This is a genomic window from Tritonibacter litoralis (assembly GCF_009496005.1).
GTDB classification, from domain to species: domain Bacteria; phylum Pseudomonadota; class Alphaproteobacteria; order Rhodobacterales; family Rhodobacteraceae; genus Epibacterium; species Epibacterium litoralis.
Genome location: NZ_WIBF01000007.1, coordinates 148656 through 162862, shown reverse-complemented (window position 1 = coordinate 162862; position 14207 = coordinate 148656). Strand labels below are relative to the sequence as shown.

The following is a 14207-nucleotide window of genomic DNA, read 5'->3' as shown; positions in this document are numbered from 1 at the left end:
AACAAGGCCAAGCGCGCTTCTTTTGCACGCTTGGCCTTTTTGTTTGCTCGCAATGCGCCAATTAGCGGGCTAGGAATTCCAGAATCTCGGTCGAGATTTCATCCGCATGAGTTTCCAATGCAAAATGGCCCGCATCGTACAGATGTGTCTCGGCATTTGGCAGCAGCTTCTGAACTGCTTCGACACCTTGGATCGTGAAGAACGGATCATTTTCACCCCAGACAATCAACGTATCCGGCTGCAGCTCACCCAGTTTGTTCTGCCAGGACTCATAGTTTGCAACATTGTCCTGATAGTTCCACAGATATTCCAGCTGCACCTCGGTATTGCCCGGACGATCCAACCCAGCCTGATCATGGATCCATGCATCCGGGCTCAGACGATCCGCCAGTGTACTGCCCTGACGATACTGCCATTCGGTTGTTTGCGGGGCCAGAAACTGGCGCAGCGGTGCCTCGGTCTCTGCGTTGCGATCGCCCCAAAACGGCGCGAATTGTTTCACAACATCAGGGTTCCACCCTTCCACATGGAAGGTGGCATTCTGAATGATCAACCCTTCCAGACGCTCGGGATGGTTCTGGATCATCCGCAGACCCACGGGCCCGCCAAAGTCCTGCATATAAAGGGTATATTCGTCCAGACCGAGCTGTTCCGTAAAATGCTCCATCGTGGTGGCAAGCGTCGCAAAGTCATAGTCATACGCATCCGCAGCCGGTGCCGCCGATTGGCCATATCCAGGATAATCCGGCGCAACCACATGGTAGGATTTCGCAAGCTCAGGGATCAGATCCCGAAACATATGCGAGGACGACGGAAAGCCGTGCAGCAGCAGAACCGTCGGCGCGTCCTTGGGACCTGCTTCGCGGTAAAAGATCGAAACACCATCCACATCGGTGGTGTTGTAGGTGGTTTCGGTTACGTGAGCCGTGCCAGCAAAAAGCGGCGCAGCGATCGTCATCGATGCGACCAAAGCGGTGGCAGCGGTGGTGCGATGTGTCATGTCTCATCTCCCTCAGGATCAAAAATAACCGCTAAAAATACTTTTTACCGGTTATTCAATTGCTAACCACTGAACCTCCACCAAGCAAGTTACAAGATTGTGATCCATTGCGACCGGCTTTGGGTTGTCGAACCCTGTTCAAAGCGCGCTCCTGCGCCTATCGATAAAGGCTTGTCACGTGATGTCCCTATTGGGATGCAGGAGCAAAACCTTGTCCAAGGCCAACACAGCAGACCCTTTGTTCATCGGAGAACACCGTGGGTTGGATTTCCTCAACTCAATCATCCGCCCCAAATCCGGCACGGTGGATTGGTTGACGTCTGAAAGCACGATGCTCAACTGGTTTCAGCAATCAGGACTGGCCACTGCAGATGAATTGGCACCGCTGCGCCAAAACCCAAAAGGGCTTGAACAGGCCATTGCCGAGGTGTCGGAATTTCGGGAGCGTTTCCGCGACTTTATCACCACTGTCGGCGGTCAGCCTCAAGCAGTCATGGGGCACCCCATAGTTGATGAGATCAACCAGATTCTGAAAGACACGGTACAGGTGCTGCAGGTCGAGGAAATGGCGCAAGCGCCCAAACCCAACCAAGTTCCCTATGAGCTGCGGTATCGCCCGCAATTGAGAGATGCAACAGACCTATTGCCCCGTGTGGCTGCGGTATGTGCGCAGCTCATCTGTGAGGCCGATTTTCGATACATCAAGAATTGCGAAGGCCCCGATTGCTCGCTTTACTTTCTGGACGTCAGCAAAAGCCACAAGCGGCGCTGGTGTTCGATGGATCTGTGCGGCAACCGAGCCAAGGCTGCGACCTATCGCAACCGGTAAGGCGCGCTCAGAACGCGCGGCTATAGCGCAGGTGCAGGGTCTCGCTGCCCGGGTGGTCGTTTTTGAAATCCATGTCTAGGATATGATCCAGCGTCAGCGACAGACGTTCACGCTCTGACAGGTGCACCCCCGCCCCAAGCGAGGTGCGAAACCGGGTGCCATTGTCTCGTGTGCCGGTGTTGCCGCCTTCGTCAAAGTGACCAACAGCCAAGCTGGCTTCCAGAAAAAACCGTCGCGCGCGGCCAATATCCGTGCGGTTATGGACCCCAACACCTGCAAAGATGTCCCCCCGATCATCAGCCTGAATAACGGCCATCAGCGCAAGGTTTAGAACGTGCCCCTCAAAAAATGGATCCGCGTGATATTCAAACAAGAACGACAGGCTTTCACGGCCGCCTGCGTCGAACATATCATCCCATCCGATGCCAAACGCAATTTCATCTGCGGTCGCGGACTGGGCCAAAACGACCGCAGCAACCGCGCATTTCAACATTTCCCCATACATGCCTTAGTGTCACCTGACGCTATTTTTTCGTCAATTGACCGAAGGGTTTAAGCAATTCCCATGTTTTTGCATGACATAGTACGACCCGCGTTTTTGTCCATTGATCACACGAACAGGATCAAGGCCGTGCCGGGACTGTGTCGTTCAATGACCAATCATAGATATACCGCGCGACGCGTGTTTTCCCCTGCAAGGCGGTCGCCAGCTCAGGCCCTGCTACCGACCGCAACCTGTCCAGCACTGCGGCCTCGTCCGCGCCAAAATCCTCTTGGAACCAGATGTAGATTTTGGACAAGATCACCCCATGCGGACCAACGGACACGCCCCGCGGATCGTTCACATAGGCGCGTTCAGCCTGGGTGAGATCCGCCTCCAACGTATTGGCGCGCCAGGGCCGCGACATGAGGTTGGGACATCCCGCAGCTGCGCAGTTCAAGGCATAATGGATCCTTGGCTCGGCAAAAACAGGGCGGATGATGCGGTGCTCGATATCGTTCAACGAAAGGCTGCGCCCCTCAACCGTTACCAGCGGGCGATCCCAGGGACCAAAGGACAAGAACCCGTCATTAATCTTGCGGATCGAGGCGACGGGATAATGCTCCAGAACCACATTTACAGTCACCGCATTGTATAGGTTGATCCAAAACGCCAGCTGTTCGTCCCGGTTGAGACTGCTGACCTCGACCCGCTGCAGGTCACTCAGATATCTGCGCAATTCATTGCGGTCCGCGTCCGACACAGCCCCGTAGTCCACCCGGTTGATCCCATTGGCGTCTTGGGCAACATATCGGTTCAGGAACCCGGCCCAGGCCGCATGATCCACACGTCGGCTGGACTGCACATTCGTTTGCGCGACGTCAGGCGACAACAGGCTGGGAGCAGGCAGCGCTGCCCGTTCCACCCGCGCGCAGGCACAGACCGCGATCATGATGAACCATAGAAGCAACCGTTTCATAGGGCTTTTTCCTTCCGCCGTTTGGCTTCCTGCACCCGCATCCGCCCTTTCATATGTTTATATGCCGGCGGCTGAAGATCGGCCTGCGTTGGTTCGGGCGTGACGGCGCCCGTTGCCGCGTTCCACCAGGAATGGCCTTGGGTGCTCGCCATCCTTTGCGGTGCAAAGAGGTAATGATCCCGCTCGGCGTTATAAGCACACATGGACAAAGGCCCGTCTTGGGTCATCACCATAAAGACACAAGAGGCGCAGCGATCGGCGTCCAATGCTGATGCGTCCATAAAGGAATGGATCATCACGCTCAGCCGCGCCACCTGCCCTTTGGCCTGCCAAATCCCGCGCCGGATCTGCCAAAGCGCCCGGATACCTTCCAAAAGGCCGCGCAGAGCAAGGCCCGGATTGCGCACACCAGCGGACAGAACCATCTGCCGAATATCCGCGACCGCATGGCCAGAGGTGTCAGCAGCTGCCAAGGCACGCACCACACGCGCGATCCAAGTGGTATTTTCCAGGACGGACACAGCCTGGCCGCCTGCCACAAGCAGGTGATCATATTGACCACAGTCAGAATGGCCGATGCCAACCGCGGATGGGAAACTGGCACCAAACCCTTTGGAGATTTGCTCGGCCACCCGCGCCTGCGTCAGCGCATCATCGCGGGGGGCCTCATGGCCGCGTCCGGTTTCAGCCTGCATCTGAAACGAGACCAAAGACAGATCTTTTGCGTGTTCCGCAAAAAACCGGCAGAGCATCGGGATCTCGTCCAGATTGCCTTGGAACACAGTTGTGTTGAACAGGATGCGCAGGCCCAAGCCGCGCGCGTCTTCGATCAACTGGTGACGCAGCGCGTTCAGGTCCAATTCGCTGTGGAACCCGTTGCGCTCTTGCGTCATGTCCACATGAAACGCCACATCATCCAACTCGGCCTCCGCCAACCGTTTAAGATACAGACGGCTTGCGCGGATCCCATTGGTCATCAGGCAGGACCGAAGGCCAAGCTGTTTGATCCGTCGGCAAAGCACTTCGATATCCGCAATGGGCCGCAGCGTTGGATCGCCACCGGTGATCTGGATTGTGGTTCCGGCACCATAGCAGGCCCAGATTTCGTCAACGCGATGCAACAGCAATTCAAGCGGCACGTCTTTTGCCTGCTCCGCATGTTCCGACAAATAGCATAGCGTGCAATCGAGGTTGCAGCGCTGCGTGATTTCCAGTGCTACACAGGCCACCGGATAAAACCGCCCAGCTGTTTGCAGCTCATGGTATTGCCCAGCTTCTTGTAGACCGGACTGCAAAGGGCGACGCTGATCCGAACCTGCAAAAGGCGAATGCTTTGTAGCTTTACTGTCAAACACCATTGCCTTGTTCACCGCCCCATCCCTGATCATTGGGATATAAGAACCGGGAATTACCTGGGTCAATCACGCTCACGCGGTCGTCACGGATTGTGTCCCGGCGATCGAAAACCAAAAGGCAATTGGGGACGATTGTGGCTGGGTTTTCGCCGCATGTTTTCACATGGTCGCATGGTAACACCGCAGGAACCATGGCAAAGGACAGATGATCGCAGTGAAAGGCATAATATGTCAGACAACAGTTTCGCCCGGTTCGACGTGTCGCCCGCGGACATAGACCGTGTCGTTTCCCGGTTTTACACAGAGGTGCGGCGCGATGCTGTGTTGGGGCCTGTCTTTGCGGCTCATGTTGCCGACTGGCCAGAGCATGAGAGCAAAATCGCTGCGTTCTGGCGTAATGCGATCCTGCGGGAGAACTGCTATTCCGGCAATCCCATGCGTGTGCATGTCTCGCGCCCGGATGTCAAAGCAGAGCATTTTCCGGTCTGGCTAAACCTGTTTCATGAAACGCTGAAGGCCGAATTGCCCGATATGCAGGCACACCAATGGGGGGCATTGGCAGATCGGATCGGCGAAGGGTTTCGCACCGGCATTGTCGCAATGCGTCAGCCCAAGGATGCGCCACCAAAGCTTTTTTAAGGTTTCACTGCGGATCAGCAGTGCACTCCCGCGCGTGCAGGACGGGCAAGCCCGACCTTGGCCCGCTTGGGCCGGGCGCTTTGCGCGCGGGCGCAAAGCGCGTCACCGTGGGTTTAGGTGGATCGCCCAACGAGGCCTTTGAGAGCCTGGCCGATCACTTGGCGCGTATTTGGGCGCCGGGCTTTGGAAAACGGCATCGGTCGGCAGAGGTCGATGGCTGCAAGTCCAACCCGCGCAGACAGAGCTCCGTTCACCAGACCTTCGCCAAAACGCCGGGAGAGTTTGGAGAGGATAGACGCGCCCAAGATGGGTTCAAGAAGGTCGTCCCCTGCCGCCATCGCTCCTGTGGCCACCAGATGCGCAAAGACGCGACGGGTGAGGCGCCAGGCGGCCAGCCCCCCGGAGCGACCGCCGTAGATTTCACCAATTCGTCGGATCATGCGCACAGCCGCAACCAGAGCCACTATCACATCCGCCAAGGCCAAAGGTACAAAGGCGGTCACCGTGGCAACTTGGCGTGCGGCGGTTTCGACCTCTGCCAAGGCAGCCTGGTCCAGAGGGGTGAGCAGTTCAGCCTCTACCAGGTCGTGCACTGCGTCTGCATCCATAACCTCTGGCAAGCGCTCAGAAAGGTTTTGCCGGGCCCAAGCCAAATCTGGCCGCCCTTTGTAAAACGCCAAAAGCTCATGGGCAAAAGCCCGCGCGGCGGTCAGATCCTGCCCCGAAACCTCTGCCGTTTGACGCAGGTGATCCACGCGGCGCAGACGCCGGAGACTGAGGAACTCCCGACAGACAAACAGCGCGGCCAGCGCAAGCAACAGCCCAAAGCCCGCCGTCATGGCCCAGCCCAAAAGCGGCACTTGCATGATCAGATTGGTGACAACATCCCAGACCCACAAGGAGAGCAAAGCGCCGAGCAACGCGGCGCAAAGGCCCCAAAACAACTGGCCAAGCCGCGACGGCCTGCGTCCGACAATGGATGCAACGGCGGCGGTCGTGGACCGTTCATCCCCCACCGCATTGCCCTGGCGCAAGGCAACACCTTCTGGATCCGGAACCGGCGGTGCTTCATCCACTTCGGGCTCAGGGCTGTCTTCTTCGATTTCAAACAGAACCGGTTTTTGGGTCATGCGCGGCCCTCGCTCGTTTTGTTGGTTTGGGCCGCCTTTGCGGCTGTCGCGGGGTCTGGCCAAACATAGGCAATATCTGGCAGCCTCTCATCATTGCCTTGGCCATCGGTGCGGCGAGCTTCGACAAATCCCGCGCGTTCATAAAACCGCTGCGCGCCTGTGTTGGCCTGAAACGTCCAAAGGTTCAGCCTGTTAGAGCAGGATTTTGCATGGGCAAGCAACATCTGCCCAATCCCCTGTCCACGGGCATCCTGTGCCACATAAAGCGAGCAGATCTCCTCTTGATCCTGTGCCAAAAACCCCAGAGTCCGACGTTCCTCAACCGCGACTGTGACCCAACCGCGGTCAATCATCGCCCCGCAAAAGGCGATGGCTTCGGCCCCCGAATGCTGTTTGGACATCCATGGGGTCGAGGTTTCAAACCCATGCAAAATCTCTCCGATCTGCCCCGCATCCGTGGAGCGCGCCGGGCGCAAGGTCACAGTCATAGGCGATCTCCGATCAAAAACTCTGCGGCGCGGTCCAGGCGAATATGGGGCGGGCCATCCCCCGGCTTGAGCGACAGGGCCGCCGGAGCAAAGGCCATGGCCTGGAACTCTCCATCCAGCCAGCTCTCGGCCCCTTGGCGTGCGGGGGCCAGCAACTGGGTCGGATCCTGCGGCAAAGCGCCGGGATAAAAAGCGGCCGACTTTCCGCTGTTTAACAGGCGTCCGCGCACACAAGGCAGGTCTTGCCCATTGTGGCTGCGCAGTTCTTCGGTTGTGGTGCGCAAAGATGCCAATGAAAGGGCCGCCGTCTCGGCACCAACAAACTGAGCGCGATCGCGAGCGTCCCGCGTGAGCGCATCGATAATTGCGGTCAATTGTGGGTGTTGTTGGTGATGCAGATGATCCGCTTTGGTCGCCGCAAACAGGATTTTCTCCACCCGCTTGCCACGCAAAAGCCGGGTCAAAATATCATTCCGGCCGGGACGAAAGGCCGCCAAGATATCCGACAGGCCCTGCCGCATATCCTCAACCGCGCGGGGGCCATTGTGGATTGCCGAAAGCGCATCGACCAGAACCACCTGACGATCAATCCGGGCAAAATGATCGCGAAAGAAGGGTTTGACCACTTTGGCCTTATAGGCCTCATAGCGGCGCTGAAGCTCCGCGCCCAGCGTGCCGCGTCGCGCGGCATTGGGCGGCAATGGCGCGAAGGTCAACGCCGGCGTGCCTTCAAGATCACCGGGCAACAGGAACCGCCCAGGCGTACAGTCAGAAAAACCAGCGGCACGAGCATCCGTAAGATAGTGTGTAAACGCAGCTGCAAGGTCTTGGGCCACCGGCTCCTCATGCCGCGCATCCGGATCTGCCGCTTGCAACGCGGCCAAAAACCGGGCGGCTTCTGGTCGGTTGCCAATCCGCTCCAGCACCTCGGCGCTCCACTGCGCAAAGGATTTATCCAACAGCGCGAGATCCAGCAGCCATTCCCCCGGATAATCCACGATGTCCAAATGCAGTGTATGCGGTCCCTGAAGCCCAGACAGAAATCCTGCTGGTCGCACCTTGAGCGACAGGCGCAGTTCGGAAATGGCGCGTGTGCTGTCGGGCCAATGCGGCTCGGGACCGGTCAGCGCGGCAAGGTGGCGCTCAAACTCAAATCGGGGCACGGTGTCATCCGGTTGCGGTTGCAGATAGGCCGCCTCGATCCGGCCACTGCGCGCAGCCTTGAGCTGCACCATACGCTCGCGATTCATCAGCCCCGCGACAAGCGAGGTGATAAAAACCGTCTTGCCGGACCGCGCAAGCCCGGTCACACCCAACCGCAATGTACTGTCAAAGAGACTTGATGAAACCCGCGCGCCGACACTATCGACCGTGCGCGCGACCTCATCTATAACCGTGCCGATGACCACTCATTAACCCTCTGACCTTGTTGTTTTCTTCAAGATAGGGAGCCCAGCGCGCGCTTACCAGTCTTTGCTTACACCAGCGCAAAACCCCTTGCCATTGTGATACAGGCCGCGCTAGGGGACCGCCATGCCCAGATATGCCCTAAAAGTCGAATACCACGGCGCGCCCTTTGCCGGGTGGCAGCGTCAAAAAGATCTTCCCTCGGTTCAGGGGGCGATTGAAGACGCCTTGGCCAAGTTGGAACCGCGTGCTCATACGATTGCGGCAGCGGGCCGAACCGACACAGGGGTGCATGGTCTGGGTCAGGTGGCCCATTGTGACATGGTCAAAGACTGGGATCCGTTTCGCCTGTCCGAGGCGCTGAACTTTCACCTGAAGCCTGCACCTGTTGCGATTGTTGACTGTGTCCAGGTTGCAGAGGATTGGCATGCGCGTTTTTCGGCAATTGAACGTCAGTATCTGTTCCGGATCTTGATGCGTCGCGCACCGGCCACCCATGATGCGGGTCAGGTCTGGCAGATCAATCACCAACTGGATCTCGACGCGATGCAAGACGGTGCCAACCACCTTTTGGGTCTGCATGATTTCACCACGTTCCGCTCGTCAATCTGCCAGGCGCAAAGCCCGGTCAAAACCTTGGATGAGCTGCGTGTTGAGGCCGTGCACGGCATGTCAGGACCCGAAGTCCATTTCCATGTGCGGGCACGGTCATTCCTGCATAATCAGGTGCGCAGTTTTGTCGGCACGCTGGAACGGGTGGGCGCTGGTGCCTGGGATCCCGTGGATGTGCGCACCGCGCTTGAGGCATGCGACCGGGCTGCATGTGGTCCTGTGTGCCCCGGACATGGGCTTTATCTCGCCCGCGTGGGCTATCCTGAACCGGTTTTTGCCCAATAAACGCGGGAGTTACCCCTAGGTCCGTACAATTAGGTTTTTGTTTACTAAGTATACGTACCGTAACATCACAATAATATGAGGTCAGCGGTCCAGGCAGCTCGTTCACGGGTGAGGCGCCGTGGTCCGCAAGTGATGTACAGGCACCGATGTCTAAAGTGTTTCCCTCCCACAACGGGCGGAGCGAATTTGAGTCCAACAGCTTTGCCAAAGGGTTACGTATCCTTGAGGCTTTTGAAGGTGACACGGCTTTGCTCTCCATGGCGGATATCGCCAGACGCGCCGGGCAGGACCGCGCGACGGCACGCCGAGGTATTCTGACACTTGAAGCGATGGGGTTTCTGCGTCGTCACGGGCGGTTGTTCTCATTGACGCCCAAGGTTTTGAAACTGTCTGAAAGCTTTTTGCAATCCAGCCGCGTCCCACAGGATGTTTGGCCCATCCTCAATCAATGTGCGACCCGGCTGAAGGCCGATGTGTGTTTGGCCACTTTGATTGACACGCGAGTTTTGCTGATCTGCACCGCAGTGTTTCCGTATTCTTCCACAGCCATGCGCAATTCAGCCGGGCCGGGCTTTGCCCCTCTGAGCAGCGCGTTGGGGCAGATGCTTCTGGCCCAACAGCCCCAGGAGATTTCGCAGACACTCATGGACCAGATCGCGCAGACGGAACCAGTGGATACGATAACCACCCCAGAGCTTTCAAGACACATCCAAACCGCGCGCACGGCCGGATTTGCTTTTGACGATGGGGCGTGCCGGTTTGGGTATGCCAACCTGGCGGTTCCCGTGCAGACATCAACAGACCAAGCCCTTGTGGTGGGGCTGCTCTACAAACCCTCTCAACCACTGTCCGAGACCATTGAAACCTGCGTCGATCTTCTGCACGACTGCGCGGCGGATCTGAGCAGTCTTACAAATCTGAGCCTGATGTAGCCGCACCTGCGGGCCCGAGGGCCAGAAAAGCAAGCTTTTCAAATATTTCCAAAGACTGCTTTTCTGTGCTTTGCCATTCCCCCACAGGCAGCCTGCCCCGTAGAGTGAACCAAAGGCACCCCATTGGAGAATTTGACCATGGCCGGACGACCGCCCTATTTCACCCCATCCGGCGGACTGCCGGATCAACATCAGCTGCTCACCGGCCGTGCCGTGTTCACAGACGCCTATGCGGTGATCCCTCGAGACACGATGCGGGATATCGTGACCTCTTTCCTGCCCGGATGGACCGGCATGCGCATGTGGGTTCTGGCGCGCCCGCTCAGCGGCTTTGCCGAAACGTTTTCGCAATACATCGTCGAACTGCAACCTGGCGGTGGGGCGGCAACACCTGAAACTGATGCCAATGCACAGGGGGCACTTTTTGTCACCCAAGGCAGGCTGAGCGTAACGATTGAAGGCACCGCACATCAGCTCGGCGAAGGTGGCTTTGCCTATGTACCGGCCGGAGCGACCTGGTCTGTGGCCAATGACGACGCCCAGGATCTCTGCGCCTTTCACTGGATCCGCAAGGAATGGAAAGGCGCTCCCGGCGTCACCCCGCCCGCCGCTTTTGTCGCCCATGAACAAGACATCGCGCCGACGCCCATGCCGGACACAAATGGCAGCTGGGCGACCACACGGTTCATGGATCCCACCGATATGGCCCATGATATGCATGTCACCGTTGTGACCTTTGAACCCGGCGGCATTATCCCCTTTGCGGAAACCCATGTTATGGAACACGGGCTGTATGTGTTGGAAGGCAAGGCCGTTTATCGCCTGAATCAGGATTGGGTTGAAGTCGAAGCAGGTGATTTCATGTGGCTGCGCGCCTTTTGCCCGCAGGCCTGCTATGCTGGTGGACCGGGACGGTTCCGTTACCTCCTCTATAAGGACGTGAACCGGCATATGCCGCTGGCCCCACTCCGGTAGCACCAACAATACTTCAGACGCGGAACATCCTTGCCCGAGCCGCCCAGATGGACGTAGGCTGTTCACATTCAAAGATGAGCAATGTTACGTTTCTATCCAACGGGTTTTGGTGAAGGGGGAGTAAGAGATGCGTTTGGTTTTTGCAGCACTGATGATGTCAATGGCCATGGCCAGCAGCGCCGTGGCCGAAGCTCCGGCGGGCGAGATCAAAAAAATTACAGTTCTGGGACGAGAGTGGCTGGTCTGGCCGTCCACACGGGTGCCGGGCGAACATGTGGCGCGACGCCAAAACGTTGAGCTTTTGCCCGAACGTCCTCCGGCGGTTCTGACCGTGCGCCAGGCCATGCGCGCCTATCGTGGCGCCACCGGGTGCACTGCCAATTATGATGTGATGTATCGCACAGACAATGGCGACTATCACACGGTTCTGATCTGCCCCCGGTAAGCACGTGGTTCAGGCATTGTTGCGGATACAATTCCGCCCTTGCCCTCCTCCCTTACGCGCTGCATTGATATGATCAAATGAGACATGGCACGGGTTCCGATGCCATGTCTCATATGCGATCAAGGAGAGAGCGCCTATGAAAATCGCCATCAACGGCTTTGGCCGCATTGGCCGTGCGATCCTACGCCAACTGCTGACCACCGAACGTGGCGATGGGATTGAAGTGGTGCAGATCAACGACATCGCCGCGCTCGATATCTGCGCCTATCTGTTTCAATACGACAGCACCTTTGGGCCGTTTCCGCACTACGTAGAAGGGCGCGATGGGGCCTTGCACGTGATGGGGCGTCACATCCCCATGAGCCACGCCGCAGATCTGACGGACGTGGATCTGCGCGGCGTGGATGTGGTGCTGGAATGTACGGGGATTGCCCGGACCTCGGATGTGGCCCGACGTGGCTTAACCGCAGGCGCACAAAAAGTGCTGATTTCCGGCCCTTCGCCTGCGGCGGAATTTACCTGCGTCCTCGGGGCCAACGACAGCGACCTTGGCTCAGCGCAGGTGGTGTCAAATGCTTCCTGTACCACAAATGGGCTTGGTCCTTTGGCCCGGTTGGTGGATGAACTTGCGGGCATCGAACGAGCTCATATGACCACGATCCACTGCTATACAAACTCACAGCCCATGGTGGACGCGCCGCGCGGTGATTTTGCCCGCTCTCGCGCCGGTGCCTTGTCAATGGTGCCGACCACAACCTCGGCCTCACATATGATCGAAACGGTCCTGCCGCACCTCAAGGGCAAGATCTCGGGCGCAGCCGTGCGGGTTCCAACCGCTTCTGTATCTGCGGTCGATCTGGTCGCCCAGCTTGAACGCCCCACGGCAGCAGATACGCTTTTGGAACAGCTTGAAGCGCGGGTCGACGCCTCGCCCGTTTTGGGCTGGACCAAGCTGCCGCTAGTGTCCTCAGACTTGCGTGCACGCCCCGAGTCGCTGGTGATCGCAGCGCCAGAAACCCGGATGATTGATGATCGACAACTCCGGGTCTTTGGCTGGTATGACAATGAATGGGGCTTTTCCGCCCGGATGATCGACGTCGCCCGGCTGATGGCGGCCTAAAGAGTGCGGTGCGCGCACGCCGCGCGTCAGCGCGGCGCCAGGCCCAACGGGCGCGGGGCAATCTTTGATTGCCCCAAGACGGGCGGGAGCACCACGCGTCAGCGCGTCCTCAAACCTCATCCGGTAGTATCAGATTAAGTACAATTGCAATCACCGCTGCGGGCAGCAGCCCGCTGGTCAACAGGATACGGGCAGATCCTGGCACATATTGCACCGCCCCCGGCTCCAGCTGCAGCCCAAGTCCGATGGACAGCGCAATCGCAAATATCACCATATTGCGGCGGCTCCACGCAACCTCAGACAGCATAGAAATCCCCGCGGCCGCAACCATGCCAAACATCACAATCACACCGCCTCCTAAAACTTCTATTGGAACCGTTCGGATCAACGCACCCACCTTCGGCACCAGGCCACACAGGATCAAAAACAGCGCACCAATCGTCACCACATGGCGGCTCATCACGCCGGTCATCGCAATCAACCCGACGTTCTGGCTGAATGACGTATTGGGCAGGCCGCCAAATACACCCGCCAAAGCAGACCCAAACCCATCCGCATAAGTCGCACCTTCGATTTCAGCGTCTGTTGCTTCGCGCCCCGCCCCACCTTTGGTGATGCCACTTACGTCGCCAACTGTCTCAACAGCCGAGACAAAAGCCATCAGGCAAAACCCCAGGATTGCGGCAAAGGAAAACTCAAACCCGTATTTAAACGGCTGCGGCAGGGCAAAACTTGCCGCCCGAGACCAGCTGGTGGCGATGCCTTCGACAGTGACCATTCCCACCATCATCGCATAGACATAGCCCGCGATCAGCCCGATCAGAACCGCGGCCACAGACAGCATGCCGCGCGTATAGAACTTAAGCCCCAGCGTCACCACAATGACCACAGCCGCAGCTGACCAGTTGAGCAATGAGCCATATTCCGGCGTGCCAATTGCAGGCACACCCCCCGCCGCATATTGTATCCCAACCTTGACCAGTGACAGGCCGATCATCGTGACCACCAGGCCGGTAACAAGCGGCGGTAGGGCAAATCGGATCTTGCCGATCACCAACCCCAAAGCAGCATGAAAAAGCCCGCCAATGATGACGCCGCCATAAAGCACCGACAGCGCATCCACGCCTTTACCGGCGACCAGCGGGATCATAATTGGCAGGAAGGCAAAGCTTGTCCCCTGCACAATCGGCAGCGCGGCCCCAACCGGGCCCACCGTGATGGTCTGAAGCAAGGTCGTAACCCCTGCAAACAACATCGACATCTGGATCATATAAAGCAGTTCTGGAAAATCCGGCGAGTTGGACCCAAACCCAAACCCCGCTGCCCCGGCGACAATGATCGCAGGCGTCACGTTTGAAACAAACATCGCCAACACATGCTGAATCCCCAAAGGGATCGCCTGTGCCAATGGAGGCGTGTAATTCGGATCACGCAAGTTTCCTTGCGCGCTCATGGGGGCGTCTGACATTTTTCATGTCCCTCTTCTGTTGCAACAAAGGGCGACCTCTTCTTGTTCCTGGGGCGTCCCTT

Annotated in this window: 15 protein-coding genes; 7 read left to right on the top strand and 8 right to left on the bottom strand. The window is 58.0% G+C overall.

Annotated features, from left to right (window positions below; all coding sequences use genetic code 11):
- Positions 1–61: 61 nt before the first annotated feature.
- Entirely contained in the window at positions 62–1000 is a 939-nt protein-coding gene (locus GFB49_RS12640; protein WP_153216243.1) for an alpha/beta fold hydrolase, read from the bottom strand.
- A gap of 211 nt (positions 1001–1211) precedes the next feature.
- Here GFB49_RS12640 and GFB49_RS12635 point away from each other — a divergent pair, with 211 nt between their 5' ends.
- Complete coding sequence (locus GFB49_RS12635) at positions 1212–1829, top strand: CGNR zinc finger domain-containing protein (RefSeq protein WP_194269337.1); 618 nt, start codon at positions 1212–1214, stop codon at positions 1827–1829.
- A 7-nt stretch (positions 1830–1836) separates the two neighbouring features.
- Here GFB49_RS12635 and GFB49_RS12630 read toward each other — a convergent pair whose 3' ends face one another.
- The 3 genes from GFB49_RS12630 to GFB49_RS12620 all read right to left on the bottom strand — a co-directional run bounded on the left by GFB49_RS12630 (position 1837) and on the right by GFB49_RS12620 (position 4659).
- Complete coding sequence (locus tag GFB49_RS12630; protein WP_153216241.1) at positions 1837–2334, bottom strand: acyloxyacyl hydrolase; 498 nt, start codon at positions 2332–2334, stop codon at positions 1837–1839.
- A 118-nt stretch (positions 2335–2452) separates the two neighbouring features.
- Positions 2453–3289 (bottom strand): DUF547 domain-containing protein, encoded by an 837-nt coding sequence (locus tag GFB49_RS12625; RefSeq protein ID WP_153216240.1) that lies wholly within the window; start codon positions 3287–3289, stop codon positions 2453–2455.
- The gene (locus GFB49_RS12620) at positions 3286–4659 is read right to left on the bottom strand and encodes a radical SAM protein (RefSeq protein WP_194269336.1); all 1374 of its coding nucleotides are present in this window, start codon (positions 4657–4659) and stop codon (positions 3286–3288) included. The genes GFB49_RS12625 and GFB49_RS12620 overlap by 4 nt, the downstream gene beginning before the upstream one ends.
- A gap of 213 nt (positions 4660–4872) precedes the next feature.
- Here GFB49_RS12620 and GFB49_RS12615 point away from each other — a divergent pair, with 213 nt between their 5' ends.
- Positions 4873–5283, top strand: coding sequence for a group III truncated hemoglobin (locus tag GFB49_RS12615; RefSeq protein ID WP_153216238.1), 411 nt, complete (start codon positions 4873–4875; stop codon positions 5281–5283).
- Positions 5284–5396: 113 nt separating this feature from the next.
- On the opposite strand, the gene GFB49_RS12610 is transcribed toward GFB49_RS12615, so the two are convergent.
- From GFB49_RS12610 to GFB49_RS12600, 3 genes are read right to left on the bottom strand one after another with little or no spacing between them, the layout of a single operon-like run.
- Positions 5397–6413 carry a YcjF family protein gene (locus GFB49_RS12610; protein ID WP_153216237.1) on the bottom strand — a complete coding sequence of 339 codons (1017 nt, stop codon included), beginning with the start codon at positions 6411–6413 and terminating at the stop codon, positions 5397–5399.
- A complete protein-coding gene (locus tag GFB49_RS12605) occupies positions 6410–6901 on the bottom strand; it encodes a GNAT family N-acetyltransferase (protein WP_153216236.1) in 492 nt (163 codons plus the stop codon). Before GFB49_RS12605 ends, GFB49_RS12610 begins: the two co-directional genes overlap by 4 nt.
- Positions 6898–8310: a YcjX family GTP-binding protein gene (locus GFB49_RS12600; RefSeq protein ID WP_343032562.1), complete on the bottom strand. Its 1413-nt coding sequence runs from the start codon at positions 8308–8310 to the stop codon at positions 6898–6900. Before GFB49_RS12600 ends, GFB49_RS12605 begins: the two co-directional genes overlap by 4 nt.
- Before the next feature lie 124 nt (positions 8311–8434).
- Between GFB49_RS12600 and truA the strand changes: the two genes are divergently transcribed.
- The 5 genes from truA to GFB49_RS12575 all read left to right on the top strand — a co-directional run bounded on the left by truA (position 8435) and on the right by GFB49_RS12575 (position 12677).
- The gene (truA, locus tag GFB49_RS12595; protein WP_153216235.1) at positions 8435–9205 is read left to right on the top strand and encodes a tRNA pseudouridine(38-40) synthase TruA; all 771 of its coding nucleotides are present in this window, start codon (positions 8435–8437) and stop codon (positions 9203–9205) included.
- A 146-nt stretch (positions 9206–9351) separates the two neighbouring features.
- Complete coding sequence (locus GFB49_RS12590) at positions 9352–10137, top strand: IclR family transcriptional regulator (protein WP_153216234.1); 786 nt, start codon at positions 9352–9354, stop codon at positions 10135–10137.
- Between the two features lie 138 nt (positions 10138–10275).
- Entirely contained in the window at positions 10276–11112 is an 837-nt protein-coding gene (locus GFB49_RS12585) for a bifunctional allantoicase/(S)-ureidoglycine aminohydrolase (RefSeq protein ID WP_153216233.1), read from the top strand.
- 127 nt (positions 11113–11239) lie between these two features.
- Positions 11240–11557, top strand: a complete 318-nt coding sequence (locus GFB49_RS12580; RefSeq protein ID WP_153216232.1) for a hypothetical protein — start codon at positions 11240–11242, stop codon at positions 11555–11557.
- A gap of 136 nt (positions 11558–11693) precedes the next feature.
- Positions 11694–12677, top strand: coding sequence for a type I glyceraldehyde-3-phosphate dehydrogenase (locus GFB49_RS12575; RefSeq protein WP_153216231.1), 984 nt, complete (start codon positions 11694–11696; stop codon positions 12675–12677).
- 109 nt (positions 12678–12786) lie between these two features.
- Here GFB49_RS12575 and GFB49_RS12570 read toward each other — a convergent pair whose 3' ends face one another.
- Complete coding sequence (locus GFB49_RS12570) at positions 12787–14145, bottom strand: uracil-xanthine permease family protein (RefSeq protein ID WP_153216230.1); 1359 nt, start codon at positions 14143–14145, stop codon at positions 12787–12789.
- Positions 14146–14207: the final 62 nt, after the last annotated feature.

Excerpts from the sequence above, each read along its gene's own strand:
- truA (WP_153216235.1), top strand. The coding sequence starts at position 8,435 with ATGCCCAGATATGCCCTAAAAGTCGAATACCACGGCGCGCCCTTTGCC.
- GFB49_RS12585 (WP_153216233.1), top strand. The coding sequence starts at position 10,276 with ATGGCCGGACGACCGCCCTATTTCACCCCATCCGGCGGACTGCCGGAT.
- GFB49_RS12630 (WP_153216241.1), bottom strand. The coding sequence starts at position 2,334 with ATGTATGGGGAAATGTTGAAATGCGCGGTTGCTGCGGTCGTTTTGGCC.
- GFB49_RS12575 (WP_153216231.1), top strand. The coding sequence starts at position 11,694 with ATGAAAATCGCCATCAACGGCTTTGGCCGCATTGGCCGTGCGATCCTA.
- GFB49_RS12590 (WP_153216234.1), top strand. The coding sequence starts at position 9,352 with ATGTCTAAAGTGTTTCCCTCCCACAACGGGCGGAGCGAATTTGAGTCC.
- GFB49_RS12605 (WP_153216236.1), bottom strand. The coding sequence starts at position 6,901 with ATGACTGTGACCTTGCGCCCGGCGCGCTCCACGGATGCGGGGCAGATC.
- GFB49_RS12640 (WP_153216243.1), bottom strand. The coding sequence starts at position 1,000 with ATGACACATCGCACCACCGCTGCCACCGCTTTGGTCGCATCGATGACG.
- GFB49_RS12580 (WP_153216232.1), top strand. The coding sequence starts at position 11,240 with ATGCGTTTGGTTTTTGCAGCACTGATGATGTCAATGGCCATGGCCAGC.
- GFB49_RS12610 (WP_153216237.1), bottom strand. The coding sequence starts at position 6,413 with ATGACCCAAAAACCGGTTCTGTTTGAAATCGAAGAAGACAGCCCTGAG.
- GFB49_RS12625 (WP_153216240.1), bottom strand. The coding sequence starts at position 3,289 with ATGAAACGGTTGCTTCTATGGTTCATCATGATCGCGGTCTGTGCCTGC.
- GFB49_RS12615 (WP_153216238.1), top strand. The coding sequence starts at position 4,873 with ATGTCAGACAACAGTTTCGCCCGGTTCGACGTGTCGCCCGCGGACATA.
- GFB49_RS12570 (WP_153216230.1), bottom strand. The coding sequence starts at position 14,145 with ATGTCAGACGCCCCCATGAGCGCGCAAGGAAACTTGCGTGATCCGAAT.